This is a genomic window from Candidatus Nitrosotalea okcheonensis, from assembly GCF_900177045.1.
Taxonomy (GTDB): Archaea; Thermoproteota; Nitrososphaeria; order Nitrososphaerales; family Nitrosopumilaceae; genus Nitrosotalea; species Nitrosotalea okcheonensis.
Map to the genome: position 1 here is coordinate 164319 of NZ_LT841358.1, position 26229 is coordinate 190547.

At 36.2% G+C, this 26229-nt stretch carries 37 protein-coding genes; 19 read left to right on the top strand and 18 right to left on the bottom strand.

The genetic code is table 11. The features are described 5' to 3' along the window. Positions 1–228: 228 nt before the first annotated feature. Entirely contained in the window at positions 229–792 is a 564-nt protein-coding gene (locus tag BQ3481_RS01015) for a hypothetical protein (RefSeq protein WP_157926558.1), read from the bottom strand. Positions 793–1047: 255 nt separating this feature from the next. Continuing rightward, positions 1048–1269: a hypothetical protein gene (locus tag BQ3481_RS01020; RefSeq protein ID WP_157926559.1), complete on the bottom strand. Its 222-nt coding sequence runs from the start codon at positions 1267–1269 to the stop codon at positions 1048–1050. 307 nt (positions 1270–1576) lie between these two features. Here BQ3481_RS01020 and BQ3481_RS01025 point away from each other — a divergent pair, with 307 nt between their 5' ends. From BQ3481_RS01025 to BQ3481_RS01040, 4 genes are all read left to right on the top strand, one after another. Further along, positions 1577–1948 (top strand): hypothetical protein, encoded by a 372-nt coding sequence (locus BQ3481_RS01025; RefSeq protein WP_157926560.1) that lies wholly within the window; start codon positions 1577–1579, stop codon positions 1946–1948. Between the two features lie 55 nt (positions 1949–2003). Further along, entirely contained in the window at positions 2004–2558 is a 555-nt protein-coding gene (locus BQ3481_RS01030; RefSeq protein WP_157926561.1) for a hypothetical protein, read from the top strand. Between the two features lie 17 nt (positions 2559–2575). After that, entirely contained in the window at positions 2576–2815 is a 240-nt protein-coding gene (locus tag BQ3481_RS01035; RefSeq protein WP_157926562.1) for a hypothetical protein, read from the top strand. Positions 2816–3223: 408 nt separating this feature from the next. After that, positions 3224–3610 (top strand): DUF6659 family protein, encoded by a 387-nt coding sequence (locus tag BQ3481_RS01040; protein WP_157926563.1) that lies wholly within the window; start codon positions 3224–3226, stop codon positions 3608–3610. Positions 3611–3632: 22 nt separating this feature from the next. Here the strand turns inward: BQ3481_RS01040 and BQ3481_RS01045 are convergent, their stop codons facing one another. Next, entirely contained in the window at positions 3633–4565 is a 933-nt protein-coding gene (locus tag BQ3481_RS01045) for a nickel-binding protein (protein WP_157926564.1), read from the bottom strand. Between the two features lie 385 nt (positions 4566–4950). Between BQ3481_RS01045 and BQ3481_RS01050 the strand changes: the two genes are divergently transcribed. Then, complete coding sequence (locus tag BQ3481_RS01050; protein ID WP_157926565.1) at positions 4951–5352, top strand: tetratricopeptide repeat protein; 402 nt, start codon at positions 4951–4953, stop codon at positions 5350–5352. Next, the gene (locus tag BQ3481_RS01055) at positions 5342–5698 is read left to right on the top strand and encodes a hypothetical protein (RefSeq protein WP_157926566.1); all 357 of its coding nucleotides are present in this window, start codon (positions 5342–5344) and stop codon (positions 5696–5698) included. Before BQ3481_RS01050 ends, BQ3481_RS01055 begins: the two co-directional genes overlap by 11 nt. Before the next feature lie 54 nt (positions 5699–5752). Here BQ3481_RS01055 and BQ3481_RS01060 read toward each other — a convergent pair whose 3' ends face one another. After that, positions 5753–6151, bottom strand: coding sequence for a hypothetical protein (locus BQ3481_RS01060; protein WP_157926567.1), 399 nt, complete (start codon positions 6149–6151; stop codon positions 5753–5755). A gap of 152 nt (positions 6152–6303) precedes the next feature. Between BQ3481_RS01060 and BQ3481_RS01065 the strand changes: the two genes are divergently transcribed. After that, entirely contained in the window at positions 6304–6567 is a 264-nt protein-coding gene (locus BQ3481_RS01065) for a hypothetical protein (RefSeq protein ID WP_157926568.1), read from the top strand. 7 nt (positions 6568–6574) lie between these two features. On the opposite strand, the gene BQ3481_RS01070 is transcribed toward BQ3481_RS01065, so the two are convergent. After that, positions 6575–8122: a phospholipid carrier-dependent glycosyltransferase gene (locus tag BQ3481_RS01070; protein WP_157926569.1), complete on the bottom strand. Its 1548-nt coding sequence runs from the start codon at positions 8120–8122 to the stop codon at positions 6575–6577. A gap of 116 nt (positions 8123–8238) precedes the next feature. Between BQ3481_RS01070 and BQ3481_RS01075 the strand changes: the two genes are divergently transcribed. The 3 genes from BQ3481_RS01075 to BQ3481_RS01085 all read left to right on the top strand — a co-directional run bounded on the left by BQ3481_RS01075 (position 8239) and on the right by BQ3481_RS01085 (position 11016). Then, entirely contained in the window at positions 8239–9252 is a 1014-nt protein-coding gene (locus BQ3481_RS01075; protein WP_157926570.1) for an aldo/keto reductase, read from the top strand. A 45-nt stretch (positions 9253–9297) separates the two neighbouring features. Continuing rightward, the gene (locus tag BQ3481_RS01080; RefSeq protein ID WP_173848061.1) at positions 9298–10368 is read left to right on the top strand and encodes an alcohol dehydrogenase catalytic domain-containing protein; all 1071 of its coding nucleotides are present in this window, start codon (positions 9298–9300) and stop codon (positions 10366–10368) included. Between the two features lie 81 nt (positions 10369–10449). After that, entirely contained in the window at positions 10450–11016 is a 567-nt protein-coding gene (locus tag BQ3481_RS01085; protein ID WP_157926571.1) for a hypothetical protein, read from the top strand. Between the two features lie 58 nt (positions 11017–11074). Here the strand turns inward: BQ3481_RS01085 and BQ3481_RS01090 are convergent, their stop codons facing one another. After that, positions 11075–11239: a hypothetical protein gene (locus BQ3481_RS01090; protein WP_157926572.1), complete on the bottom strand. Its 165-nt coding sequence runs from the start codon at positions 11237–11239 to the stop codon at positions 11075–11077. Between the two features lie 432 nt (positions 11240–11671). Here BQ3481_RS01090 and BQ3481_RS01095 point away from each other — a divergent pair, with 432 nt between their 5' ends. After that, entirely contained in the window at positions 11672–12409 is a 738-nt protein-coding gene (locus BQ3481_RS01095) for an AN1-type zinc finger protein (protein WP_157926573.1), read from the top strand. A gap of 7 nt (positions 12410–12416) precedes the next feature. Here BQ3481_RS01095 and BQ3481_RS01100 read toward each other — a convergent pair whose 3' ends face one another. Beyond that, the gene (locus BQ3481_RS01100; RefSeq protein WP_157926574.1) at positions 12417–12716 is read right to left on the bottom strand and encodes a hypothetical protein; all 300 of its coding nucleotides are present in this window, start codon (positions 12714–12716) and stop codon (positions 12417–12419) included. A 305-nt stretch (positions 12717–13021) separates the two neighbouring features. Between BQ3481_RS01100 and BQ3481_RS01105 the strand changes: the two genes are divergently transcribed. Then, on the top strand, positions 13022–14404 hold the full coding sequence (locus tag BQ3481_RS01105; protein WP_157926575.1) for an NAD(P)/FAD-dependent oxidoreductase: 1383 nt from the start codon (positions 13022–13024) through the stop codon (positions 14402–14404). 50 nt (positions 14405–14454) lie between these two features. Then, complete coding sequence (locus tag BQ3481_RS01110) at positions 14455–15075, top strand: FMN-dependent NADH-azoreductase (RefSeq protein WP_157926576.1); 621 nt, start codon at positions 14455–14457, stop codon at positions 15073–15075. Between the two features lie 63 nt (positions 15076–15138). Here the strand turns inward: BQ3481_RS01110 and BQ3481_RS01115 are convergent, their stop codons facing one another. After that, entirely contained in the window at positions 15139–15336 is a 198-nt protein-coding gene (locus tag BQ3481_RS01115; RefSeq protein ID WP_157926577.1) for a hypothetical protein, read from the bottom strand. Between the two features lie 132 nt (positions 15337–15468). On the opposite strand from BQ3481_RS01115, the gene BQ3481_RS01120 reads away from it, so the two are divergent. Beyond that, a complete protein-coding gene (locus tag BQ3481_RS01120; protein WP_157926578.1) occupies positions 15469–16050 on the top strand; it encodes an NADPH-dependent FMN reductase in 582 nt (193 codons plus the stop codon). A 260-nt stretch (positions 16051–16310) separates the two neighbouring features. Here BQ3481_RS01120 and BQ3481_RS01125 read toward each other — a convergent pair whose 3' ends face one another. Then, positions 16311–16505 carry a hypothetical protein gene (locus BQ3481_RS01125; RefSeq protein ID WP_157926579.1) on the bottom strand — a complete coding sequence of 65 codons (195 nt, stop codon included), beginning with the start codon at positions 16503–16505 and terminating at the stop codon, positions 16311–16313. Between the two features lie 231 nt (positions 16506–16736). On the opposite strand from BQ3481_RS01125, the gene BQ3481_RS01130 reads away from it, so the two are divergent. After that, positions 16737–16949, top strand: coding sequence for a hypothetical protein (locus tag BQ3481_RS01130; RefSeq protein ID WP_231911818.1), 213 nt, complete (start codon positions 16737–16739; stop codon positions 16947–16949). Between the two features lie 158 nt (positions 16950–17107). Here the strand turns inward: BQ3481_RS01130 and BQ3481_RS01135 are convergent, their stop codons facing one another. Further along, the gene (locus BQ3481_RS01135; RefSeq protein ID WP_231911819.1) at positions 17108–18280 is read right to left on the bottom strand and encodes an NAD(P)-dependent malic enzyme; all 1173 of its coding nucleotides are present in this window, start codon (positions 18278–18280) and stop codon (positions 17108–17110) included. A 317-nt stretch (positions 18281–18597) separates the two neighbouring features. Here BQ3481_RS01135 and BQ3481_RS11690 point away from each other — a divergent pair, with 317 nt between their 5' ends. Together BQ3481_RS11690 and BQ3481_RS01145 are read left to right on the top strand one after the other, a co-directional pair. Further along, positions 18598–18897, top strand: coding sequence for a TRAM domain-containing protein (locus tag BQ3481_RS11690; protein WP_157926581.1), 300 nt, complete (start codon positions 18598–18600; stop codon positions 18895–18897). Between the two features lie 177 nt (positions 18898–19074). Next, the gene (locus BQ3481_RS01145) at positions 19075–19827 is read left to right on the top strand and encodes a sensor histidine kinase (protein ID WP_157926582.1); all 753 of its coding nucleotides are present in this window, start codon (positions 19075–19077) and stop codon (positions 19825–19827) included. A gap of 2 nt (positions 19828–19829) precedes the next feature. Here the strand turns inward: BQ3481_RS01145 and BQ3481_RS01150 are convergent, their stop codons facing one another. From BQ3481_RS01150 to BQ3481_RS01180, 7 genes are all read right to left on the bottom strand, one after another. Further along, positions 19830–20129 carry a hypothetical protein gene (locus BQ3481_RS01150; RefSeq protein WP_157926583.1) on the bottom strand — a complete coding sequence of 100 codons (300 nt, stop codon included), beginning with the start codon at positions 20127–20129 and terminating at the stop codon, positions 19830–19832. Positions 20130–20174: 45 nt separating this feature from the next. Continuing rightward, positions 20175–20483, bottom strand: a complete 309-nt coding sequence (locus BQ3481_RS01155; RefSeq protein WP_157926584.1) for a hypothetical protein — start codon at positions 20481–20483, stop codon at positions 20175–20177. 66 nt (positions 20484–20549) lie between these two features. Beyond that, the gene (locus tag BQ3481_RS01160; protein ID WP_157926585.1) at positions 20550–21101 is read right to left on the bottom strand and encodes an HD domain-containing protein; all 552 of its coding nucleotides are present in this window, start codon (positions 21099–21101) and stop codon (positions 20550–20552) included. Between the two features lie 88 nt (positions 21102–21189). Beyond that, on the bottom strand, positions 21190–21333 hold the full coding sequence (locus BQ3481_RS11815; RefSeq protein WP_101478192.1) for a CxxC-x17-CxxC domain-containing protein: 144 nt from the start codon (positions 21331–21333) through the stop codon (positions 21190–21192). Positions 21334–21489: 156 nt separating this feature from the next. Beyond that, positions 21490–22191 (bottom strand): hypothetical protein, encoded by a 702-nt coding sequence (locus BQ3481_RS01170; RefSeq protein ID WP_157926586.1) that lies wholly within the window; start codon positions 22189–22191, stop codon positions 21490–21492. A gap of 54 nt (positions 22192–22245) precedes the next feature. Continuing rightward, positions 22246–22620: a hypothetical protein gene (locus tag BQ3481_RS01175; RefSeq protein ID WP_157926587.1), complete on the bottom strand. Its 375-nt coding sequence runs from the start codon at positions 22618–22620 to the stop codon at positions 22246–22248. Positions 22621–22736: 116 nt separating this feature from the next. Further along, a complete protein-coding gene (locus BQ3481_RS01180) occupies positions 22737–23351 on the bottom strand; it encodes a tetratricopeptide repeat protein (protein ID WP_157926588.1) in 615 nt (204 codons plus the stop codon). Positions 23352–23397: 46 nt separating this feature from the next. On the opposite strand from BQ3481_RS01180, the gene BQ3481_RS01185 reads away from it, so the two are divergent. Continuing rightward, a complete protein-coding gene (locus BQ3481_RS01185; protein ID WP_157926589.1) occupies positions 23398–23760 on the top strand; it encodes a hypothetical protein in 363 nt (120 codons plus the stop codon). Positions 23761–24219: 459 nt separating this feature from the next. Here BQ3481_RS01185 and BQ3481_RS01190 read toward each other — a convergent pair whose 3' ends face one another. Beyond that, positions 24220–25368 (bottom strand): hypothetical protein, encoded by a 1149-nt coding sequence (locus BQ3481_RS01190; RefSeq protein WP_157926590.1) that lies wholly within the window; start codon positions 25366–25368, stop codon positions 24220–24222. A 179-nt stretch (positions 25369–25547) separates the two neighbouring features. Here BQ3481_RS01190 and BQ3481_RS01195 point away from each other — a divergent pair, with 179 nt between their 5' ends. Next, complete coding sequence (locus tag BQ3481_RS01195) at positions 25548–26117, top strand: hypothetical protein (protein WP_157926591.1); 570 nt, start codon at positions 25548–25550, stop codon at positions 26115–26117. Positions 26118–26229 lie beyond the last annotated feature (112 nt).

The following is a 26229-nucleotide window of genomic DNA, read 5'->3' on the forward strand; positions in this document are numbered from 1 at the left end:
ATATCGATTAAACTATGGCTTGTTGATAAAATCTAAAAGCAGGATGCATTATATTCCATGAATATATAATATCTGATTTTTGGGTGTTTGTATCGCGGTATTGATATGACATCTCATGCATTAGGTGACACAAATTCCAGCATGTCTGTTGATGGATGTTTTATGTGATTACATCTATTATGCAATAATTTTTACAATATTGTTTTGACGGTGTTATTTAGTCAAGACCTAATCCCCTTCCGGGAATTGGTAGAATGTGGGCATATTCTGTGGTACCTCTCCGTATACGAGTACAATTTCATCATGCGCATTCATTTTTGTATTGTTCAAGTTTGTACTTGCCAAGTTTCCATTTACAAAAATTTCTGGGCTGTTAGTTGTTGTGGGATAACCACTACGAGTTGACTTCCAAACGTCAACAAATTGCCCTATTGTAAAGTCTCTTTTTTTGGGTGATTCTATGTGTACTATTCCATCAGGCGTGTGGGTGTGTAACCAATACAGACACGTATTTTCTAATCCTATTTGTGCAGGAATTTGTATGTGCTGACCATTGACAAAAATATCCATATGTGCATGAATGTGAAATGTTGTGTATTCCTGGGTTTCGCAGGGTATGCCATCAATTGATGCAAAGTTGGTATCAACTGTGTTATCTGATCTATATGTTACATAAGCTACTACTGCTATTATGCCAACAAGGATTCCTAGCGCAATGAACTTGTTTCTACCCGAAGACGGTTTTGCCTTTATTTCCTTTGAACGGTCGTTGTCTTTTTTTATCTTGGTCATGCTCTATTAGTACACGTTTTCAAATCAAGTATTAATATATTTCAGCATGACAACTAATTGATAAAATTTCGACAAATATCATACTTGGATCATTCTGTCACTTTTACTGTAAAAATGTTATATGGAAAATCCTATTATTGCAGACAATGTTGTCATTGTAAACCCTATGGTGGGAAATGAAACCATTAATGGCATAAATGATGTTCGTCTACCTATTCGTTCTTGTAGCAAAGCTCAGAAACAACGATCTGAACATCATTTGATCATTCCCTTTAGCTGTTCCGGGGTGGCATTTAGTATCTCGTCTTTGGTGTATAGTTTGTTTAATTTCTTGTTTATCAAGACGATACTCATGCCCCTTGGAATCTCTCTTCTTGAACTCAAAAACCTGAGATACTGCTCCTTTTCGTCATTTGTACAAAATACCGTCTCGTAATTACTTGAAACCCAGACTTCCCCAAATGCCTCTTCGTTCATGCGCATCATGCAATAACTACGCTTGAGAATCTATAAGGAATTGCGACACATTGTTCAGTAACAAAGTTACTTTCATTATATGCATTGGCAACATATCCATCAAATATGACAAAACGACATTCTAGTGAATTTATCTTTTAGTGAGGAATCATACGTTTCTTTTTTAATCATAATGGGGTATATTATGTCCAGGCAAACGGGAAGATCTCTTGTGAGGAAAGCCCAAATCCATCCCCATATCATGTGAACCTGTTTGCCCTATGAACATAATCACATCTTATATCTGGTTATGTGATTCTCTTGTATAATGTCTGATATTGACGATTTGACAAAAGCAGAGATAGTTGCATTGATCCTAGATAAAAAGACAGAGCAAGCATTAGACTGGCTAAGCAAGTTGTACAAGGTCGATGTTCCACAAATCGTGGTAGGTACAATAAAGAAGAAAAGAAGAACAGTCTATGCAGTGTATGTAGTACAAGAAAAAAAGATTTATGCCTCAAGCTCTGAGATATTCTATAATCCGTTTGTTGTTTTACACGAATATTATCACCACATTCGCTCCAAGCTTGGAACTCACAGAGGCTCAGAAAAACATGCAAACATGTATGCACAACAATTCATTGACGCGTACATACATGTCATGAAAAAATTAAATCAAGCATGTCTAAAAAATTAAAATAGAATTTTTTCCAAAGTCTTATCTGATAGTTTCTCTTAAAACTACAAAGTCCATGATACTTTCACAAATGACAATACTGGTAATGGTTACTGTACTGTTATGCAGTGTCATCTTAACTGCAAATGTATATGCGTCTGGAGGGGAAAAATATTATCCAATTGTTATATCACGCGGTGATCTTTCTAGCTCACAGATCAACATTCTAATTCATGCACCTGACTTTAATTCAAATTCATATGCCCTTGATACTATTGGAGTAGATGGAAGTAAGGTTACAATATCCACAAGAGAATCTAGTATTTCGTACAAGCTAGTGGAAACTGGCCCTGATACTGGGGACTTTGCAGGTTATGTTATCCTGTCCTCTACAACATCTGTATGCTCTCCAGTGTGTGGACCTACCGATGGATTTTTGGCAGCGGGGGGCAATGATGATGTGACCGTCTCGTTCACATATGCTACTGGACATACCGTTTCCGCCACATCTAATGATAAAATGCCCAGTCAAGCAGGTCATAGCACGATATCTGAGTTCCCTTATGCGGAATTTGTACTAGTCAGTATGATGTCCTTTATCATGATCTTCAAAATGAACTTTATATTGTAAAAAACACTCGTAAAAATATGCAGTCAGCAAAAAATACAAAAAATGCTCAATGCAAAAGATGTATGAATAAATTCAAGGAAAAAGAGATCTTTACCATTCAACAATTTCAATATAGGAGATTGCCTACCTATGACTGGACAAGGGAATTTTTTAACTTGCTTGAAATAAGCGAATGGGACTCTTTCTGTGAGAATTGTATGTTATATTATGGAAAAATATCACACGCAGTATGGCTACGATATTGTACCGTGAATTGATTACGCCTAAACATCTATCTGAAAGGGAAAATGTCTTGTTCTGTACATCTCCTGTTTCTTTTGACACTACACGTGATGAATTTGCAAATGCATGACCAGTTCTGGATCCAGTCATCCGGTGCTATCTTTGTGGTAATTAGTCAGTAGATAGAATCACAGATGGTGAATTAGGCTCTTGCATTGATTGTAAACGTTGTATATGTTCTGATGTCCCATGTAAAAGGTCGGCATGAATTGTAATTTAATTTTGAGATATGTAATTTTTCCAGTTTGTTTTTGACTATCTTGCAACATGTTTCATAACTAGACACTGGATTTTCTATAGCCTGAATGTATCTTCATATACGCTATGAATGTCATTTTGAACAATTGATTATTCTTATATGCAATCAAGTGCATATACTAGTCATGTCTCAATCTGCCCAATATCTTGACAGAGTTCTTGAAAACATCATGCATACTGATAAGCAGATTAGATACGCAACAATCTTTGACAATGATGGAAATGAACTAAGTACTAAAATACGTGATGGAGTGGAGCCATTTCTAAATGATGCAGACACAAAAGAGACTCTACACTATGCCGCCAATGCTTGGAAAATACGAAGGACTTTTGCACCAAAAATTGGAAAAGGCAAGTACGTCTTGGCAGTCTATGAAAATCTACGACGGTTAACGATGCCTCTTGGGGATAAATATCTCATAATGGTGACATGGGGAATAGATGGTGGCTCGTCTCAAATAATAGAACACTTGGAAAACATGTTTTCAGGCGATCCGACTAAAGATTGGTAACAGCATAAAAGAAATCATTGTTTTAATTTTTATCTACGGACAGCAATCTTTCAATATGTTTTGACAATGTGATGGTAAATGTAGTGGGATTGTTTGAGGCATATATTGTTCCATGGTGTTGTTCAATTATATTTTTTGAGCTTGGCAAGCCAAGGCCGGTTCCATGTTGTTTTGTTGTAAAGAGAGGCTCAAATATTTTAGTCAAAAGTTCATCTGGAATTGGAGGGCCTGAATTTTGAATCTTGATCTGAACTTTATCATTTGTTTTTTCAATAAACTTGATTATAATTTCACCATCATGCATCTCGCCAATGGATTGAATTGCATTCATTATCAAGTTGTAAAAGACGGATTCTAGTTTTGGACCATCGACCTTTAACACGATGTCCTTTTGAGGGAATGTTATTTTGATATTCTGAGGAATTTTAATTGGCGCAATAGAATGAGTGATGGTATTCATCAGGGAATGGTCTTCTAAATGTAAATATTGAGTTCTTGCAAAATTTAGCACGTCATTTATCATCATGCTCATGCTAAAAATAGCACGATCTATCTTTGAGATCTGATCTAAAACTCCTGGACTGAATTGATCTTTATACTTGATACTCAACAAGTCTACTGAATTTTTTATAACTGCCATTGGGTTTCTTAGATCATGACTAATGTTCGAGCTCATTTGGCCCAAGATCGCAAGTTTTTCGGTCTTTGTAGTTTTTTCTGTCTTGACCTGATCTACCTCTGTAATAAAATCACATTTGAAACCTGCTGCCTCATGGTGTTTCCAGATGGATTCTTCGTCTGGGGCATCTAGTACGCAGTAAATTCTGTCTTCTTTTTTATTGAAAAATAACTCTAGGTGGGTGACTCCAAATTTGTCTGGAGGTAAATCAACTAGTTTTTCTAATTCTTCATGAGTCAATCCTTTTGAACTGTGACCGTCAATAAATATGGGCATACAATCTCTGAAATCTAAAATGTTTCATAAAAACTTTTCACAAAATATACAAAATAATGGAATTATTCAAACAACTCTATATATTATCAATAAAATTTTACATGATTATCCTACTTGTTACTTTATGTTGAAATTATTACAGCATGTTTCGATTCTTCCCTGACCTTCTCCCAAGAAACTTGAGACTAATATCTTGGTAAAATGGTTTTTCATATTGTAAAAGAAATAATATTTTGATTATCGTATTCTGCAATCTCGTCTATCTTTCATATTAAATGTAATTTTGAATATGTGATTGTTAATGACGTATGTTTTCTGTAGCATGCATGTGGTTATACTTGATTACATCTTGTTCTTAAAATAGCACCAAGTAATGTAATTCTGCATGGAAGATATCAAGCATAATTCTTGGTATGATGTAGGCAATGAAAATGCAAAGAACAATAATAATGAAGATGCACTAGTCGCTTATGACAAGGCCCTTGAGATAGATCCAAACCATGTGAGCGCTTGGAATAACAAGGGAATTGTCTTATCTAGGCTGAAGAGATTTGAAGAATCGTTAATCTGTTATGACAAGGCAATCGAGATAAATCCAGAGTATGTAAATGCGTGGTATAACAAAGCAAACGCATTACGAAATTTTGCCCAATCACTAATTGACAAGGCAAACGATGATCGTACAAATGCTCCAAAACTGGTCAATAGATCAATTGGATTGTTTGATTTTGCTGACAAGTGTTATGACAAGGGAGACATTCTCTCGGGAAAAAAACATGAATCTTGAAAAGATATGCAATGAAATAATACAATCTGATGAAGATATTACACTGGTTGCAGCGTCTTATAGGGCAGAATCATATTTTAAAGAACGTCCGGGAGTCAAAAGTCTTCAAACAAAAGAGGATATAGAAAAATCATTAGCTGATGCATCATTGCGATGGGTTACAAGAAGATCTCAAAGGACACTTGGCGAACCTCTTTATGCTATGGCAAAGTATGAGAAAGCAAAACGCATTACTGTACCGCTTGGCATGTATGGTATAATCCTATGTGTTCTATTGCCAAATTCTGATGCTGAAAAGATTGCTACAAAATTGATCAAACTTGCAAAGAAATATTCTGACTCTTAAAACATGTATGTAAACAATTCAAAGTTGTCTCAATGATTAAATTGTTGTAAAAAACTATCCGCCAAAACCAGAATTTCCAACAAAGCTAATGCTTGCAGGAGTTCTGTATTCCTTGGTCACGTTGATCCCTTGATCTGTTGTTACTCGCACTTCATTAAGCGAACTTCCATCTGGAGGAGAAAGTGACACTTTTTCTCCGGGATTCAATATGGGAATGACATCTGGTTTTGTAGCTCCTCCGTATTCTACAACAATATTGGTCAGAGCATTTGTGCCAGTGTTTCTGATGGCAACATGTGTTTCAGTACCCATTTCATCTTGTATTATTATTGGATCAACTGACATGCTATATTTTTCAGAGACAGGAATTATTGGTAAGAGAATAATTAGAAAAAACACCATGATTACGACAAAAGATCCTCCTATTACCACTGCAAGGATGGATTTTTTCAATCAATAATATAATGACCTCCTAAATATTTCAATTCTACTGTTGACAGATTTGTTAAAATGGTGCATTTTAAGCGATTTTAATTCTGTGGTGGCAATTGCAGGGAATTTTTTTCGAATAATCTATAATGCCTGTATATTGAATCCTTTTTTGCATGTCTGTAGCTATATCTCTACCAAATTTCGTAGAATGTAAAGTCATTTTACCTAATGCCTGTTGGGTTGAGGCACAAAATGATCAAAAGGATGCAATTCTCTTGGTTTCAGTACCATGCGAGGATGTTTCATCTATCACACTAATAGAGATGAGCGGAAAACGCAGCGAAATGTGTTTCTTGACCGGCTCTGTTGTAAAAATTGAGAATAACAAACTATACTATGATAAAAATAGGCTAGAAGATTGTGATACCGAAGAATGATCTGATTCTACTTGGCCGTTATCCCTGTCTTATTTTTAAATTGAATTGCCATCATGTATGCGAAAAATGCCACGAATACTATGTTGATAAACAACGTGACTGGGTTCACAAGAGACTCTTGAAGTGTTCCATATGGCAGTGGATTTGTCCAGAATGTTCCGGGGGAAAAATAGATCTTTTGCCAGTATGACATTGAAGTAGCAGCATGAGCAAGTAAAGCACAAGCTACAAATGAAATTTGTATTTTTTTACTTGGAATATGTCTTACAAATTTACAAAACCCATATGACGAAATTACTATGATTGAGATTAAAAATGGCAACATGTATCTTTCAAGTGACAGGTCTCTGGCGATCATGAGCGTAGCAATGAATGTGCTGACAAACCAAATTAAGACAAGTATTTCTGGAATACAGTCTTTTGATCTTCGCACCTTTTGAATCATATATGTTATGCCGACGAAGAAAAAAATGGTTAGCGGTACGCTAGAATAAGTGGGAGGACTATTCCATCCTAAATTGAAGGTAGAATTTGGAAATGCGCCTGGTATGGTATTTTCGGTGGGGCTTGGAAATAGGGCATAGTAAAAGAGCAAGAGCATTCTGATTGGCTGTAATCCTTGTACGGTAGGATATGCAATAAACCAAACATCGTGGTTATAGTTGTCCATGTCTGATTTTATAGTTTTGATTTGAAGTACTGGATTTTTGTAAAATCCTGGCTCTGTTAGCAGGAAAGCAAATGCCGCAATACTGAAAAATATCACAAGTGTCACACTAATTTTCAAGATCTGTTTCTTGTCTATTGATGATCCTAGTTGTCTTTGAAACATGCCATTCAGTAAGATAATTCCTGTAAATAGTACAGAAAATTCGATAGCCAGTAGCTTTGAGGTGAGTGCACATCCAAATACTATTCCGCTTAAAACTAGATATTTTACTTTGAGGCAACCTGTTTTAAAGGAATAAAGCAAAATCAATAGGGCAAGCATACTGAAGAAAATATAATGAACCTCAGTCATTATAGTTCTACTGTACCATATCCAAAGGTTGTAAAACATGAAAACTAGTGAAAAAATCACTCCAGCATTTCTATTGAAGAGAATTTTTCCAATAAGAAATGCAACAACTACCGTGAGTGCTCCAAAGATTGGTGATAGCGCGCGTCCTGCAGTCATTTGTTCAACGGTTGGCGAATTATGAAAATTGTAGCAAGTAAACCAATAACAAGACCAATCATAATAATCTCCAGTGTCTTGATGCTCAAGACTTAGAGGTACTCCAATCAAAATCATGCGCAATGGACTGTATGTTATACCATGTGCAGGTATGTGGTATAGTGAATTACAGTTGTCAATTGATATAAGACATGTGTTGGCAAGATCCCCGTTGGTTATCAGGTGTATGTAATTTCCTGCCCATCCAAGATAGTTTATCTCGTCTCCATGATGCGGTTGTCCCTCCAAACTATACGCGTAAATCAAAATAGAGGCAATGAATAATGCAAGAGGTATTGTATAACTTGATCTTGCACTGATTGAATGTATTAAACTCACTTGTACTGCACCATGGCTTTTTCTTGTTTTTTTGTAATTGATTGATATCTCTATCTGTTGAATATAGTCTTTGGCTAGAAAGATTATAAAATCAACATGTGTTTCCAAAATATTTCATGGAATCAAACCAAAAAACTTGGCAATTGGCACCCGATCTAAAAATATGTAGAATATTAAACGGAATGTGGCAAGTGGCAGGAGGTCACGGTGATGTTGACCCTGAATCTGCAGTATCTGCAATGTTGTTATACCATGATTCGGGTTTTACTGCTTGGGACATGGCAGACATTTATGGCCCTGCAGAGCAATATTTTGGAGATTTTAGAAAAAAACTGGAAAAACAGAGAGGCAAAGATGCAGCAGAAAAAATTCAAGCGCTTACAAAATTTGTGCCAAATCCCGGACCTATGACCAGCTCAATAGTTAGACACTGTATAGAAAAGTCAATCCGCAGAATGAATGTTGAATCCCTAGATGTACTCCAGTTTCATTGGTGGGATTATGCTGATACTAGATACATTGACGCATTATATCATCTCTCAAAGCTTTGTGATGAAGGGAAGATACGGCATGTTGGATTGACAAATTTTGATACTGATACAATGGCGTCAATATTGGGACAAGGATTCAAACTTGTATCTAATCAAGTACAATATTCTATCATTGACCAACGACCACAAATAAAAATGGCGCAGTTTTGTCAGAAAAACAGAATAAGTCTTCTCACATATGGAACTCTTTGTGGAGGGTTTCTATCCGACAAATATCTTGGAAAATCTGAACCTGTAAGATCAGGTCTGAATACCTATAGTTTACAAAAATACAAAAACATGATTGATCAATGGGGAGGTTGGGATCTGTTTCAGGAACTTCTGCACACACTAAATGAAATTGCAATAAAACATGATTCCAGTATTGCAAATGTTGCTACTAGATACATATTGGACAAGCCTGCTGTGGCCGGCGTGATAATTGGTACCAGACTTGGAATCTCTGACAATAGATCTGACAACTTGAAGGTGTTTTCATTACAATTAGACAAAGAAGATGACCACAAAATAAAATCAATCATATCAAGATCAAAAGATCTTTTTATGGTGATAGGTGACTGTGGTAATGAATATCGGTAGTAAAATTCCATTTTCTTAATATTGGCAAGGTATTTCACATAACTTGTGAAGGCCCTAGTCTATGAAAAATACGCTCCCGATGATGATTATGAAAAAATACTCAAGGTAATGGACGTACCTGAGCCTACGCCAAAACCCAACGAGGTAGTCTTTAAGGTTGTAACAGCAGGATTGAACTATGATGATATCTGGGGAATGCGTGGAAAACCAATACAAATACCAATGCCTCACATTTCAGGAACTGATGCAGCAGGTCAGGTTGTTGCAGTGGGTGAGGATGTTTCCACAATCGCAGTAGGAGACAGAATTGTATCGCATGGTAATCTTTCCTGTAGGGTATGTGTCGCATGCACAGAAGGCCGTGAATATGATTGTAGGTACAGGAAAATCTGGGGTTTTCAAACAGGTCCTTTATGGGGTGGATACTGTGAATATGCGCACCTACCTGAGATGAATGTTGTAAAAATTCCTGAAAATGTATCATATGAAGATGCAGCAGCTGCGTCTATGACAATGACAACATCTTGGCACATGCTTGTGGGAAGAGCAAAAATCCAGCCTGGTCAAACAGTACTCATAATGGGTGGAGGTTCGGGTATGGGCACATTTGGAATTCAAATTGCCAAACTCTATGGTTGTGATGTGATTGCAACTGCAAGTTCAAACAAATTAGAAGAATGTCTAAAACTCGGTGCAGATTTTGCAGTGGATCATAGAAAAGAAGACTGGGACAAACAGGTCTTTACAATATCTAAAGACTTGGCAAAACAAAAGCAATCAAGTCCTGGAATTGATGTAATTTTTGAGCATATTGGAGGTTCACATTGGAACAAGGAACTTGCTTTGCTAAAATATGGTGCCACTATTGTTACAACTGGCGCTACAACTGGATATGATGTAATCTCTGATCTGAGACATATATTTTTCAAAGGGACTAATATCTTGGGCTCTACTCAAGGAACACGTTCTGAGCTTGAATCTGGAATTTTTTGGATGTCTAAAGGAAAGATAAAATCTATAGTTGACTCGATCTATACGTTTGAAAATGCAGTTGAAGCTCACACAAAAATGTTACAGGGAAACTTGTTTGGAAAAATATTGATGAAACCTGGATGAGTTGTACAATTCAACACTATATGTTTTTAGACTATGACGTTATACCTTAAGATGTTGACATCGAAACTGCTTTGTATATTTATGGTACTATTGATCCTTAATGTCACTTTGTTGTCGTCAATGCATGTAGGGTATGCGCAAACTACAAACTTTTCTACCAAGGGCGCAGTAGCCGGAAACAGTAACTTTCGAGGTGCGATAATGTGGACAATAATTGATGGAAACAAGGGCACAATAATAATCCAATCTCCTGTTGGTAGAGGACTGGTTCATACTTCGATATCTCCAAGTACTACATGTGGTTCATCTGTGCCTACATGTCTCTCCTCTAATGTTATTGATGCTACTGATACCGACATATTCAAAGCAGGAGATACTACCAGATTTTCAATTGACCTAAATGCAAAACAAGAAACTGTTTCAATACTTACTGGTGTTTTGGCTGGGGTTGATGTTACTGTAAATCTTTCTAAAGTGTGGAATGCAACTTCTGTCTCTGCAGGAGTAAACTCTACAACATCTTCTAACGCGACCGCAATGATAAACTCTACAACATCTTCTAACGCGACTGCAATGGTGCACTCTCCAGCACCTAGACATTTTACTCTGTCATTGAATGAATCTGTAGGTATCAGCGGAAAAGGCTAAGCCTGGGATACCTGAAAAATTTCTTGGCAACTAAAACACAAATGAACCAATAGTATCTTTAGGAGCGATGTCTTTTGACCTTTTGACTTTTGCCCATAAGTAACATTAGGAATGTGCTGTTGTCAAGTTCTGGGTCTTCCTGTTTTGCTTTTTTTACTGCTTTGGCAAACTGATGAAAGGTTTCAACTTTCACCGTGATTGTCTTGTATTCTTTTCTTGGCATAGTTAGACTCGTCCGGTACTATTGATAAACAATGCGTAGAATTTTTTTATGAAATTGTCCAAATACTGTCCAAAACACGAAAAAATATTTGTAATATTACCTTAAACAGAAACCACATATGTACACCAAGTTGTACCGTTGTCACATTTGTGTCAAAAACAATCTCAACGATCGAAAGGGAGATTAACGTAGTTGATTATTCAAGATGGGACAACGCTGGAGCCATATCTCCTATCTCTGATTAATTATAACGTAAACACATTTTGAATTAATTGGAAAATTCTTTCAAATATTGTATTGGGTATGGTACTGATAAAGGTCCTTAATTCTATGTAACTGAGATTGTAATATTTTTATCACACAAGGCTTCTGCACTTACAATCCTAAACCTTTTAGTCAAATCTGTAAACAATTACCCTTATTTTTAATGGAATGGATTCTAAAATCACGGACAAATATTGTACATATGATGGTCGTAAGGTGGATGAAACTCTAAGCAACCTATGTAAACTGTGTGGATATGTCTATTGTAGAGAACATTTGTTGCCACAGAGACATCGATGCGCAATGTTGCAAAATGTGGAATATGTTAAAACTGATTCATTTTCAAGTATGGATCAATCTACTTCATCTGATAAATTCGAAAAAACTTTGGACAGATCAGTTACTCAAATAGAGACTAGTGTGGAAAAAATAAGTGTACCAATAACTCGTACTGTAGAAGATGCTACTTATTGGTTATCTGATTGCTTAAAAGATGCACAGAATATGATAATAGAACATCATCATGAAAAACCCGATGACATGAATTTTGGAGACTGTGCAACATTCTTTGCGAGTAAGACTTTTGGTGTGAAAATACAAAACAATGATAATGCTTCTGGTGATATCAATATGATCAGAGATCTACCAAGTCAACCATCTTACACAATATGTATCAATGATGTGCTCGGTTATGATACTAGAGACAACAGACGAATGGTAACAATTATTCTCATCCATCAACTACTGCATGCTATTCATCCTTCTAGAATGCATGACTCCACAAATAAACAAAATGGTATCAATAGGCTAGAGCATGAAATTGCAAATAAGGCAAGTTATCACGATGGATTGTTAAACTTGGAAAGTCTGTATCAGTGTGACAAGATTACTCATTGTCATGTTTAGACAGTTTTTAATATTTTTTTCTAAGTTCTTTTAACTGTTCATATTCTTCCTGTGTCTTGTTGGATTTGATTCCGGGCTTGTTTCTTGGTCTTGATCTTACCATGCAATTACAGCAATTGCAATACAAATCCATGGTATTTTCCGTTGCAGGTTTGTCTTCTCTGTCATGACATGCCTCTCTTGACATAAAGACTCCGCAAATCTGACATCTGACTTGGCCTGACAAATAACGACTAGAACCATCTCTTGGTTTTCTAACCTTGTGTTCTTTACACAGCCCTTTACAAATGCCTTTGTCTTTGTTCATGATTTACTCTATTATGAGAGAATAAACACTGCTTTAATTTGATTCTGTTTATTTTATCATGGTTTCTTGTTTTGGGATTCTTGTAGTTAGTTCTAGCATATGCGCGAAAACTATGTTATATTAGGCTAATATCATGTACAATGAGTAACTAGGCACGATTTCTCTTAACACTGCACGCACAAATATTTTCTACAGGTTTGTTCATCTCAAAGAAGCTACTGGTTTATTGGTGCATTAACAATAAATTTTGTATGCATAATACGCATTCTTTTTATCTTTTTACTGGATATGTGGAGTAGTATGACATGATACGAAAATTCAACACAAACAATCCTGCAAAAACCAAGATATTGATACTGGGAGGAGGATTTGCTGGAAGCAACGTATTGCGCGAAATGCAAAAACAATCCGAAAGAAATGACGTGGAAATTACTTTGGTAAGTCAAGATAATTTTTTCCTTTTTACACCTATGTTACCAGAAGTCTCATCTGGGATGCTTCATGCAAGCGATATAACTACACCAATTCGTTCTTTTTGTAAAACTGCAAACTTTTGCCATGCAAAGATTCTCTCAATTGACATAGAAAACAAACATGTTTCCATAATTAGAATATTTGATCAAAAAGAAACTGTATTAGAATATGACTATCTAGTACTTGCACTTGGTAGCAAAGATAATTTCTTTGGAAACATTAACATTGAAGAATTTGCATTTACTATAAAAACACTAGAAGACGCAATAGCAATTAGAAATCATATAATTAGTGTACTGGAATGTGCAGATCAAGAAAGAGATCAAATTCTTCAAGAACAGCTTTTGAGATTTGTTGTAGTTGGCGGGGGATTTGCAGGTGTTGAGATTGCTACCGAAATACATCATTTTTTACAAGATGCAACAAAAAACTATTACAAAAATATTGATTCTGCAAAAATTCGTACTATTATTGTATCTGCAAGAGAAGGAATTTTGCCTGAGGTTGGAGAAGAACTCGGTAAATTTGCACTTGATCATGTTAGAAAATCGGGGATCGAAGTAATCACAAATACTAAAGCAGTTGATGCTGGAGAAGATCACGTGCTTTTGAGTGACAATACCATAATTCCATGTGCTACATTGATTTGGGCAGGGGGAGTTACGGTAGATCCGTTGATATCTACACTCAGGTGCGAACATGGTCAATCTGGCCGCTTGGTCGTTGATCAGTATATGAGATTAAAAGACTATCCTAGCATTTTTGCGTTAGGAGACTGTGCTAATCTGGTTGATAGTAAAACTAACATTGTATATCCCACCACTGCACAAATTGCTATAAGGCAAGCCAAACTAGTCTCAGAAAATTTGATTGCAGAGATTACAGGTACAATGAATTCTATGAAGCCATTTCTGTATCATAACAAAGGGGTGATGGCCACAATAGGCAAGAGAACTGGAGTTGCACTTCTAAATGGCAGAAAAATATATGGATTTACTGCATGGCTCTTGTGGAGATCATTTTATTGGACCCACTTGCCAACACGTGAAAAGAAGATCAAAGTTGGATTTGACTGGTTTCTTAGCTTGATCTTCCGTGCTGATATAATGACTGTGGGATTCATCAAGAAAAAGACTTTGAGTAGATTAGAAACCCCTATCTATTCTGCAATAGAACGTGGTATTGATCAGTCTCAAAATACATCATACCTGTGAATATATTTTTGAAGTGATTATATTATACAGATTTTATTTTACAACAAACCATGAAGACGCTGCTTGTAAAATATACACCACGGGAAGAAAGATCTAGTAGCAAAAAATTATTGGATGCTTTTAAAAATGAAATAAAAAACTCGGAAATTGAGATTCTTGATCTCTGCATTGATATTCCAGACTTGTTCAATCCTGAAAGAATAGATGCATACATTCACAGGAACTATCTAAAAGAAGAACTTTCTCAAGAACAAAAGAAATCTTTGGAAAAAATGGATCGGATGACTCACCAAGTACAATCTGCAGATGTCGTTGTAATTGCTTTTCCAATGCATAATTTTTCAATGCCTGCCTCAGTAAAAGCATGGTTTGATTCCGTTATGTTAAAGGGCCAAACATGGGATACTGATAGTGGAAAATATTTTGGTTTGATGGCTAACAAAAAAGCACTGATAATTATCTCATCTGGTGGAGTTTATACTAATAATCAAATGATAAACTGGGAACATGCCATGTCTCTTGCCAAAATCGAATTCCAATTCATGGGGTTCTCAGATGTCAGGGGAATCTTAAACGAGGGTATGAATGCAGTAGGCGAAACCATGTCTAGTAGTATTCAAAAATCCCTTGATGATGTCCAAAAAATAGCAACAGAGTGGTATGGAATCTAAACACGTGTCATATTTACCAGGTTGCTATGAAAAATATTTTGTATAACATAAAGCATACGTGTTTTATCCATACCAAGGAAAGTTTTCTTTATCTGCTTTTTTTGGAAGCTCCTCTATTATTGCTTGTACTACTTCTGTGTGATTGTATGTTATGTGCCGTAAAAATTTCTTAGAATTCTCATCTGTGGGAATGTTTTCATTTATTTCTCTGATGATGTCTTTGCATTCTCTGCATGGATTGAACTCTATGTAAAATTTCAAATTATGTAGTGCCCTCCAAATGATGCTTGGAGATGTCTCATATTATTTGACTTGGAATTGTAAAACTTGGTCACACCTTGTCTGACTCTGTCTAAAACAAGATTATTTATCTCAGAAAAATGAGGGGTATGTATGACACTTAGAGTGCTAGGCATCGGATCTAGTTTGCGTGCTAATGCTTCCAGTACCACTGGGTTATCTGTTACACTAGATCTTGCAAAAAAATATGGAGCAGAAACGCGATTGTTAGACCTCAAGCAAAATAAGTTACCATTGTATGATCCAGGTGAAAGCCAGTCAAGTCCTGAAATAAAGAAAACAAAAGGTGATGTAATATGGGCTGATGCCTTGATTCTTTCCACCCCTGACTATCATGGTTCAATGTCAGGAGCAATGAAGAACTTTCTTGATTATTTTTGGGCAGAATTTGCAGGGAAAACCTTTGGATACATCTGCGCATCGCATGAAAAAGGTCTGACTGCAATGGATCAAATGAGAACGGCGGTACGACAATGTTATGGCTGGAGTATGCCATATGGGATATCTATAAGCGATAGCGAAGATTTTACAGGCGGTAAAATAAATCCCAAGCTAGAATCACGATTAGATATGTTGGCACGAGATCTGGTTGTTTATGGCAGTCTTTTACGTCAGCAATTTATACGAGACTTGGATGATACTGCCAACACCTTTGCATCTAGATATGGAAAATGATTTTAAATAATTTCTTGTTTATACATTTGTCATTTTACAATTAGGACCGGGCAGTAGGAATGTTGAGATACTTCACTTGTGACCTTTCAAGAAGCGATTTTTTAAAACCTCCAAACCCGCGTGAACTCATTATTATCAAATCAACATTATGAGATTTTGCGTATGAAAGCAATGAATCTGTATTGATCTTACTTTTAATATCTCGGTTTTGTACAGCATCTTTAATTTTTTTAATTGGGATTCTAGGACAAGTTGATTTCTCAGCGTCTTCTTTTAGCAGCCTTGCTAGCTAAATGTCTGCCGCACCAAAATATAGATCTGTTGGAGCCTGTGTTGAAATACATGTTATGATACCTAATACTAGAACTGTATTTTTCAGCAAGATCTATAGCATATTCAAATGCATGGGAGACAGACTCTGATTTATTATATGGAATCACGATGTGATTTACCATTTGTCTGCTTGACTATGGTTTGATTTAAATAATTTTTTTTAGATTTTTGTCTCTTTTGTTCCGTCTGATTGCAAGTATGTTTGATTGTTCTACTTGTTCTCTTAAGATTTATTAGCAATATCGAAATAGGGTATCTCTATGTTGTTTGGAGTCTTTGCAATACACAGTCCTGATTTATGCCCCATGAATAATAAAAATAGCAAAAAAATATTCCTGGGAATACAAGGGAAAATGAAGGCAACGCAAAAAAAGTTCAATATAAAAAAAATATTGGGTTTTTACATGTCTGTTCTTGAGCATGAATGGATAATAATTTTGGATGCAGAAAATGCACATGATATAGAGCAGATGTGCATACAAGTAGGGATTTCAACTACGAGTACAGTGAAGATTGTTCCAATAAATGATATGCAAAAGGTAATGGATGCTCTAAAATCTGATTAATTTTTGTAAAAATAATGTTTTTTGAATTCCTTCAAAACATTCTATCTCATAAAGAGATAGTTTTTTTGCACTTGTAACAATCATGATTTTATGATGTTAAAACTAAGCGGGAATTGTTGTATGTGATAAAAAATACTGATAGCAAGTACTGACTAGTGTTATTTTTTATAAAACTTTTTTAATGCTCTGGATATGTTTTGTTGAAGTCTTAGGTCTCCTACATTTGATATGATGTTGTCATAACGTAATTGTTTTTTTGGTATTGTATTTGAAATTGCTACGGCTACGGCATAAAGTATTTCTGTCTCTATTTTGGATATGCCATGGTCCAAGATTGCTCTCATGATGTATGGAAAAACTAGAGCATTGTTTACTCTGTTGTGAAATTGATAGCTACCAGTAGCAACAATTCTCGCACCTGCTTTTTTTGCAATAACTGGATCAATTTCCGGTTCTGGATTGGTAAGTGCAAAAACTATTGCATCCTTTTTCATTTTTTTTACTGTATCCTTTGTAATCAAATTACTTATTCCTGAGACTCCTATGAAGACATCTGCATTTTTTATAACATCTTCAAGAGATCCTTTCTCTCTTTTTGGATTGGTATGTGCAGCAATCTCGTTTTTGTACTGGTTCATGTTTTTTCTTCTACCTTTGTATATTGCCCCTGTTGAATCTGACACAATCACATTTTTACATCCTGCAAATACGAGTATCTCTGTTATGCCTACACCGGCAGAGCCTGCTCCAGCTACAATTATCTTGACAGACTCTAATTGTTTTTTAACAAGCTTGAGTGCATTCAAAAGAGCTGCAAGTGCTACAACAGATGTACCATGTCTGTCATCATGAAATACAGGAACTGGTATTTTTTTTTGTAATTCTTGTGAAATATCAAGAACCTTTGGCGATTCAATATCTTCCAAATTTATTGCACCAAATGATGGTTCTATTGCAATTATTGTTTCAATTATCTTTTTTTTATCTGTTGTACTCAAACATATTGGAAATGCAGTGATTCTTGCATATTGTTTGTACAACATAGCTTTTCCTTCCATTACAGGCATTGCAGCATAAGGACCTATGTTTCCAAGACCTAGAATTCTTGTTCCATCCGTCACGATTGCTACATTGTTTCTTTTTGATGTGAGAACAAATTTTTTTTCTGGATGATCAAATACTTCTTTTGATACTGCTGCAACACCTGGTGTGTATATCATCTGAATTTCCTTAATGCTAAGACGGCGTGATTTTTGTCCTAGCAGTATAGTGCCTTTTAGTCTCTTATGATACATGATGGATTTTTTGGCAATATCGCGTGACGAAGACACTATACCTAATGATATTGTCTCCCTATTTAAAATTCAAAATTGGTTTATCTGTTAAAAGTAAAATGTGGAATAAATTAAAAGTCTAGAAAAAGGATAAGACCTTTTTTACAGGTCAACTTGCTTTATTTCTTCTTTGCTTTTGATTTTGCTTTTGGTTTTGCTTTGGCTTTTGCCATGGCTATTTGCTTTCGGTATCGGTATTAAGTATAATGAAATGGCACAATGATCGAAAAAGAGTCAAAATTTTGACATCAAAAGCAGATTTCGAGCATTTTTATTGAGTGATATCTAAACCACGTTTAGAAGGAGGTGCGACGATGAGTTACAACGATAGAGGCGGTTCATACGGTGGACGATCAGGTGGCGGATACGGCGGCGGTCGAAGATTCGGCGGCGGTGGCGGTAGAAGTTTTGATAACAGTCCAAAACCAGTAGAAACCGGAAAGGAATACGACGTTTCCATTACTGAAATCAGTAGAAAAGGCGACGGTATTGCAAGAGTAGAAGGCTTTGTAATATTTGTTAAAGACGGCAAAGCTGGCCAGAATGCTAAGGTAAAAATTACCCAAGTAGGCCAGAGATTTGCTTCTGCTGAAATAGTAGAAGGTTCTCAATAAAATAAAGGCAATTCAGACAAACATCTGATTCCTATATTTTTCTCAATTTTTATCTAATGTTATAATTTACGGCATCTATTGTCGGTATAACTCATGTCTTGTTTGTTCATAATGCCCTGACTGTTTCTTATATGATAATTTTTACATTATTTTTTATCTGAATTGGAAAACAAACCCTTGACTACAAACATAGTCTCAAATAAACAAGAGCGGGTACCTGAAATATGTTCCTTAGACATGTCTGTAGCAAATCACGATATGAAGACTCATCTTTCTCCAATAAAGATGTGCGTAGAAATGTTAGAATCTCATGTATCTGGCCCGCTAAATGAAAAACAGGAGAGGATGATTGGAACTATACATCGGTGTGTGGATAAACTAGAGTCATTGATTAAAGATATTTCAGATGTGTATAAACTAGAATTACAGTCTCTAGAGTTGTCAAAAATGGAATTGAATGTGCAAAGTCTCATGAATGAATGTGCGGATCTATTACAACCTTTGATAGTAGGAAAATCTATTGAGCTAAAGATAGTAGGAATGGATGGACTAATTTATGCAGATAAAAACAGAATTGAGCAGGTCATCGTAAACTTGGTAAAAAACTCCATAGATTTTGTTCCTAAAATTGATGGCAAAATCACAATAGTGGTTGAAAAAGATGGATTTTCTAATTTGTTGTTTTCTGTTAGAGATAATGGTGAGGGAATAAAATCTGAAGATCTAGAAAAAATATTTGCCAAGTTTTACAGGGGTGTATCCAAACCGTCTCGAATGTACGGAGGTTCAGGACTTGGGTTGGCAATTTGTAAGGGTATTGTAGAAGCACATGGGGGGAAAATATGGGCTGAATCTGGATTGCGAAACGGTTCTCTGTTCAAGTTCACTATCCCAATCTGGGTGCCACAATCACAAAATGTTTGCCCGTGACGTCATCTAGCTTTAGAAATGGCGTCTCTTATTTCGCCTGATTTCGCAAAAATTGTCTTTCCTATGTCATCAACTTCTGTTCCCGTTGGCTTTTTTCCCGAATGGACAACAAAATAATATGTTTCAAACTTACCTATGATGGAACCATGTGTATATCCGTAAACATACTCTGATTCGTTTGCTATCTGAAAGACTCCTTGAAATTGCGGAAGACGAATATTTTTAACAAGCCCTGGAATCTTGGATATTTCTTCTTCTATCATTGTATCAAGGATTTTTTTATCTTTTTTCTCTAATACCATGTTTGAAAGACGATTGGGTTCAATAAAAGTCTGATACCATTTTTTTCAACTTGTCTCATCTTTTTTTTCATGTACTGTCATTACTTGTCTGATCTCTTCCGCCCTTTCCTCTACCATCTTCCTAATCTCTTTACTCTCTTCTGAATCTGGTATCTTACCATGTCTTCCAACTATGAGGCCTGCAATATATCCCTCCATCTGGCCAACCAGATAACCGTATATGAAATCTGAGCCGCTTTTGAATTTCCAAATCTTCTGTAAACGAGATTCACCTTTTTTCAATAGGGTCACATTGGGGCACCAGTTCTTGATGGCACTCTCTACCTCTTTTCTAATGTATACGCCTAGTACCATTAGATCTCTTTTCCTGACTCAACTCTAAAAAGTTTATCGAGTTGATTTCCAGTTGTATTGCTGCAGTCACTGAAAGACAATGGGCCGTAATCCATATGATGTAACTATGTCATTAATCCCATCCACTAGTCTCACAATACCTGGAGTCTGGGCCTTATTTTTGATTAGATCTGTTTTAATTATGTTTAGGTAGTATAGTTTCTTTTTCATCTCCTTTGTTTTTCTTGTCTTTGAAAATGATGAATTTTTTAAATCTCTGAGATTTGCAGATATGCTGCATAATTTTATTATCTTTGCCTCAAGAGGCGATTCTTTTAGTTGTTTTACATATTGTTCCTCTTGCATTGATCTTGGAAGACTTTGGTCCTTTGATATTGATAAGACTAGGACTGCCACTCTTGAACCAAATCTCTTATCTAATTCATCAAAACTTGTCTTACAATTGTCGATTATATCGTGGAGCCAAGCAGCTGATAATACATCATCATTTGTTATTCCAAGACTCTTGAGTCTCGCAACTACTGCTGACAAGTATTCTTGATGTATGACACCATCATTTTTTATCCTGCCCATGTATCGTTCTTTTACAAAATTTTCTGCTGATTGCTTCTGGGACATGGTTGAATTCTTTCTGAAAATCAACTTAACCTTTCTGATCTAACAATATGGGACTAGATCAAAAAAATTTTTTTAAGCGTTTTTCAGCCTAAAATCTGCGTGCTGGACGATGTTTTGGTAAACATTCTTTGCAATATACTGGTCTACCTTCTGCTGGTTTGAAGGGAACCTGTGTTTCTTTTTTACAGTCTGCACATGTGGCAGGAAACATTTGTCTGTCTTCAGTTGACATGATTTTTGTTGATAAATGCTACATAATAACTGTTCACTCAGGATTTTTAGACCTTTATCACGTGTTTGCCTATCCGAAGTCTGCTGGGAAGACAATTTCACGAGTATTCTAGTACCATACTTGTCTAGGTACATGACTGTTAGTGATCAATTGCTCTTATGATGACTTTATTCTGAAAATGAAAATAACTGAAAACATTCCGATTACAAGTATTGTAGGAGCTATGGGGAATTCTGGAACAGGGTTAGTTTGACTTGCCAAAAATGTACTTGCAGAATCTTCGAATAACTGTGAGTTTTTGTCAATGTTGTCTGGATTGCTTGTTAGATCTAATGTGTACTGATTTCCATTATCTAAAAAATAAATTATGTTTTCACTCAATGATGTGGAATTGTCTAAAGAATAGTGTGTGGCAGAACTAATTGTAACACGTACTCCATCAGTGAATCTGTCCACTACTCCGTTGTATACTATTGTATTAGAATCTGTATCTTTATGTGTCATCTCTTGGGCTATTGTAGCAAGAATATCATTATCTGTGTGGTTGTTTATGGCATCTATTACATTCGATGCTATGTACCTGTGATAAATTCCAAATGTGGCCAACTGGGTTTTATCATTGTTTGAAAATGTTACTATTGATTGATTTGATATGTTTGGTGGTAAGTTATTCAGGGCTTCCCAGTTGAGAGGTGGCTGGATGGAAATACCATAGTTAGAATTTTTGTAGGTATTAGAATCTGCAAATCTGAGAGCATCCGCAAATATGGAAACATTGTGATTTGTTGCATATGCTATACTTGTAGAAAATAGAGTTAGCGCAATCGCTGCTGTGATTATCGGTATTGTTTTATTCATGATTTTTCTTGATGGTACTGTTATTTATTGTTCAAGATTTTCCTAGATTGGTTATTATGAAAAATGTTTTACTATGGGTAGGCAATTATCTATTATTCTGAGCACTTCGGAACGAATTACTTTTTTATCAATTGATACCCAGACGGTATTCTTACCTACTGCAAAAGAGATGGTTTGTACTTTTTCTCTTTCCTCCCACATGAATTGTACGTCGCCAAGCTGTCTGTTAAACTGTGATGCCATACGGGTCTTGATTGCAAGATGTGAAAACTGATCAGTCGTATTTTTTATGTTAAGCAGTGGTTCATGCCCATGCCTTCTCTCATATACCATGATCTTTCCCTTACTATCTATTACGCCTGCAAATCTAACATACTGGCTAATCGCTCGTATTGCTTTTACTATTCCTTGGGCGTCTTTTTTATTCAATATCCCATGTGCTAATTTTTTGCTATATAACCATTGTTCACTTGTTCTTGATAATGACTTGGGGGTTAGAGGTATTTACTACAAATTTGATGTCTAACTTTTGATAAAATGGGGATTCACTGGGAAAAATTTTGTCTCATGCTCTTTTCAGCTTGTTGTCTTAATTGCGTTGCAAAAAAATTATCTGGCTCATAATCTAGCACTGTATCAAAATAGGCAATAGCCTCATCATATTTGCCAAGGTGGGAAAGAGACAGGCCTTTGTTTATTATTATGTTTATTTCCCTTGGTTTGGTTTCAAGGATCTTGTCAAAACAATCTATTGCTTCCCTATACCTGCCTATGTTGTCAAGCGAATATCCCTTCAATGACAGAGCTCCGGGATCATCTGGCATCAACCTTAAAGCCTGATCAAAACACCGCAGTGCATCCTCATGTTTGCTTATGTTTGGATTTGAAAGACACAGTCCTTTGTTGACGAATGCACCAAAGTTATTCGGATCTATCTTCAATGACTTGTCATAGCACTCAATTGCGTCATCAAATTTTAGTAGCATTTGAAATGATATTGCTTTATCATATAATAACTCGGCATTATTTGGAGATGACTCTAAAGCCTTGTCTAGGTATGAAATTGCCTCTTCCTGACTTCCTTCTTTTTGCAACATGAGCGCTTTTTTATGTAATGATTCCACGGAATTGTTTTTGGATGTAGTATCAGCTCTGCCCAATGATACTATTACGTGATCCTGACTGATAAAGATTGGAATTACACATATGTATTATTGTACATTGAATATTGTTGCTACAATTGATAATGACCCTGACAATTATAATGATCTTCTACCAAGTTGCACTGTCTTGGATTTCAGTCGCAAGAAAACAATTAACATATTTGCAATTATTCTTGTATTGTTAATAGCGGTACCTGAGATTGTTGGTCATACTTTATTTGACAAGGCTCATCCTGAAAACTCGTCTGTTGTTGCAGCACTCGCTCTTGCGAAAAAGTTTGAAGCAAATAAACATTCCAGTCCGTCCTGCAATCTTATAATTCAAAATGATACTTCTGGCGCAGGAATTGCACGGGCAGCTGGTCTACAAGGGCAATATGGGAACTTTACTTGTACCAGCCCTTGACGTCTACTGATTATCCTTTATTTCTAGGTTGAATCTACTTGATGATCTTACACTTGGATGTGATGTCCCTTATTGATGAATAATAAGTATAACCCAAGACTGCAATTGACACCAGTCTTAACGGCATCTCATAATTTGTAAGAAACGCAGTATCTGTTCCTCCTATGGTTCCAAATATGGATATTGCAGAAAACCCAAGTGATCCACAACTGCATGCACTGCACTTGCATCTATGATGGAGCCAAAGAAACCGATCCCTGATCTTTTCAAACCATTATTTGACATACGCATATGCTAAATGCTCAAACTTGTGACAATTCAAGATAGTAGTACAATTGCAACAATTAGAACAAAGTCTACGATTGAATTTGTTGGTACGTAGAACGTCCATACGCTCGGGAATTATTTAATCACATTTTTCACAATATCTTAATTGTTGATGTGTAAACACATGATATGCTACTCTACCCGAATTTGTAGCGGCAGTGAAGGAGCTAATGCATTTGGACTTGATATGCTCTGCCAGACAAAAATTTGAGCAGTATAAGTCCCGGCAGTACTTGGTAGCCATGATTGGCCAAGACTGAGAGTCTGTCCTGGAGTCATTGAACCTGTTATCCAAGATAATGAAACTGTGATTCCATTATTGTCTTGTATTTGTACAAGATACGCAAATGGTTGATCTCTTTTTTGCTGATTTGTAACATCTGACACAACTTGTATCTGTTGGTTTACATTGACTTTGCTCAATACTTTTCCAGTCGAGTCTACAATTCTTGCATTGCTCAAAGCTGCTTGCTCAAGTGGAGCAAGAACCGTACCTGCAGTTGTTGTTGCAGTAAGACGCAATTGGTCCGATGGTGAATATGGCAGTGGAAGGGTATTGTCTGTATATTCTGCAGTTATGGTATCGCCGGGTGATACATGTAATCTACTTCCTGCTGATCTCAAATCGGTGGTAAGATACACCGTTCCCTGAAATATTCCCGTGTTTGGACCTGTTTCAGTCATTGTTAGATTGATGCCTCCTGAATCCGAGTCTGACCAAACACTTGTATCAAATTTGTCAATTGCACCTGGGTTGAGATTCATGTCAGGATCTGTTATCTGTACTATTGCCTGACTATTTACCGGATAACTTGATTGTAACCATTGTATGCTGCCTTGATTCCAACTGATTGTACCAGATCCTGTTACAACTTCATTACGGTTGTACTCAAACGAGACCGTAACTCCATCATTATTACTGCTTGGGAGAAACCCGTTTGTAGGACCGCATGTGGGGCTGCACGTTGATTGGATTCCAGTAGGATTTGTACCCTGACCGTCTACGCCTGTTGATCCCTTCAATGCTGGATCACCAGTAAGTGTAACATATCCACTAAATATTCCCGTGTTTGGACCTGTTTCAACCAAACGATATGGTATGCTGTGACCGCTTGTAGAGACAGTTATCTTATCATCCGCAGTAACACCTATCTCATCAATTATGTTAGGATCTGAATTAAAATCCGGTGCATAAATTGTAATGTATACCCGGTCAGTCCAACTGAATATTTTTTTGTTAAGCTGTATGGGAGATGATGTTGAAAATGCATTTTGAGGCATTATGAGAAAACATATTACAATCATCGAAACTATGATAATTTTCTTCAAACGTTATCTGGTACTGTAAATGGTCGTCATAAACATTGAGATAGAGGATACACACGAATCATTTTTACACCATATACGCGTACGACTCTTACTGCAAGTTTCTTATAAGGTGCTTTGAAAGTTTTTAACACTTGGCAAAACTATCCCTGGCACGCGGTCCTGTAATTGCAGCAATTGGATTGATTGTAGTAGTGATAGGTGCCAATCTTTTCGATACATCATACCGATCCGTGGAATCTGTAATGGGAACCACATCTAGTATATTTGCAGACAAGGAAATTCTTCCAAATCAATTCGTCAATTCTACGATAGCGTCATCACATCTCCAAGAACATAATGTCATTATAGTGCATGTCATACCCTCATCTGGTTCTGTCAAGCTAGAAGGTATTGACCCAAATGGTATGACTTTTGAGAAAGACAGCAGTGATGGTTTTCTATATCATATTATACAAAGAAGTCCTCAGGGTGGAGCATATGATCTCAAAATACTTGATACTGGAAGTAGGTCAGTGAGAATCAACGCTGTAATAGGTGAGGATCCGTTCTTAGGTAATAGCTGCAATACGTCATATGGGATGAAGTGTAACATTGTGCACCTAGCAGTGGGCATGGTAGCAACTGGTATTATTGCATTTGTTGTTGGAATTGGTATTGGAATGTATGATTTCAAAAAAGAGCAAAAACTTCAAAAAAAATAACGGTCAGTCTATTTTCTAAACTGTCTGATGTCTTGAATAATTGGTGTGTTTCTATCTGGGCGTGTATTTTTTAACTTTACATATGATAGCCATCAATAATCTTATCAAGTGA